This is a genomic window from Burkholderia sp. Tr-20355 (assembly GCF_017104685.1).
GTDB lineage: Bacteria > Pseudomonadota > Gammaproteobacteria > Burkholderiales > Burkholderiaceae > Burkholderia > Burkholderia seminalis.
In genome coordinates this window covers 1-1,677 of sequence record NZ_JAAGPK010000361.1, presented here as the reverse complement: position 1 = coordinate 1,677, position 1,677 = coordinate 1, and the positions used below count along the sequence as shown (strand labels likewise).

Here is a 1,677-nt window from a genome sequence, read left to right as displayed (position 1 = left end):
CCGGGCGCCGTGCGCACGCTGCAGGGTGCGCGCGTGTCGGTGCGCCTGCCCGACGCGGTCGCGGCCGACGTACGGCAACTCGCACGCGACGCGCAGGCGACCGTCTTCACGGTGCTGCTCGCCGCGCTCGACGCGTGGCTGTCGCGCCTGACCGGCGCAACGGATGTCGTCGTCGCGGTGCCGGTCGCGCATCGCCAGCGCCCCGAAACGCGCGCGCTGCTGGGCCTGTTCCTGAATACCGTCGCGCTGCGCGTGCAAGTGGCGCCCACGCTGCCGTTCCGCGCGCTCGTCGACGCGGCGCGCACGGCGGCGCTCGATGCGGTCGCGCACCAGGACGTGCCGTTCGAGCGCGTCGTCGATGCGGTGAAGCCGCCGGTCAAGCGCGGCGACGAATGGCTGCGGGTGAAGTTCGCGCAACAGTTCGATGCGCGGCACGACAGCGTGCTGCCGGGCGCCACGGCAGTCGCGACGCCGGGGCCCGATCTCGCCGCGCGCTTCGATTTCGCGGTGGATTTCACCGACGACGCGAACGGGATCGAACTGGTCGCCGCGTACGCGACCGACTGCATCGACGCGGACACCGCGCGTGCCTGGCTCGACAGCTATGCGGCGCTCGTCGGCGCGGCCGCGCACGATCCGCAACACCCGACGGCCGTACTGCCGTGCGACGCGTCGGCAAGCTCGCGCCAGCCGCGCGACGGGCGCGCACTGCGCATCGAGCATGCCGACGTCGTCGCCGCGTTTGCGCGGCAGGCGGCGGCCTACCCGCATCGCGTCGCGCTGTCCGACGCATCGACCTCGCTGACGTTCGCCGAGCTCGACGACGCGTCGAACCGCGTCGCCCGCGCACTGGCGCAGCGCGGCGTGGCCGCCGAGGCGTCCGTGATCGTCTGCATCGAACGGTCGGCACGTTTCGTCGTCGGCCTGCTGGGCGCGCTGAAGGCGGGCGCGCTCGCCGTGCTGCTCGATCCCGCGCAGCCGGCCGCACGACTCGGTGCCGCGGCGGCCGACTGCGGCGCACGCTGGGCGCTCGTGGCGGACACGGCCGCGTGGCCGGCCGGCATCGATACGCAGCCGCTCGACGTCGACACGCTCGCGCAGGATGCGACGCTCGCCCACGCGGCCGGCGTGCGCGTCGCGCCGCATCCGGAGCAGGGCGCGTACCTGATCTACACGTCGGGCTCGACCGGCACGCCGAAGGGCGTCGTCGTGTCGCACGGCGCACTGGCCGACTACGTGCAGGGGATGCTCGATGAACTCGCGTTCGCACCCGACGCCTCGTTCGCGATGGTGTCGACCGTCGCGGCCGACCTCGGCCATACGACGCTGTTCGGCGCGCTGTGCGCCGGCCGCACGCTGCATCTGCTGCCGGCCGCCTGCGCGTTCGATCCGGACCAGTTCGCGGACGAAATGCGCCGCCGTGAAGTCGGCGTGCTGAAGATCGTGCCGAGCCATCTGCAGGCGCTGCTCGACGCGCGCGTGCCGGCCGACGTGCTGCCGCGCCACGCGCTCGTGACGGGCGGCGAGACGCTCACGTGGGCGCTCGTCGCGCGCCTGGCCGCGCTCGCGCCGGCCTGCCGCGTGATCAACCATTACGGGCCGACCGAAGCGACGGTCGGCGCGATCGCGTGCGACACCGCGTCGATCGCCGCCGATGCGCGCGACCCCGCGAGCGGG

The 1,677-nt window shown here is 74.1% G+C and carries 1 protein-coding gene; it reads left to right on the top strand.

Going from position 1 to position 1,677, the window contains the following annotated elements; genetic code table 11:
• Nucleotides 1-1,677: AMP-binding protein (locus G3N62_RS35350; protein ID WP_206141541.1), on the top strand; the 1,677-nt coding region annotated here is incomplete at both ends.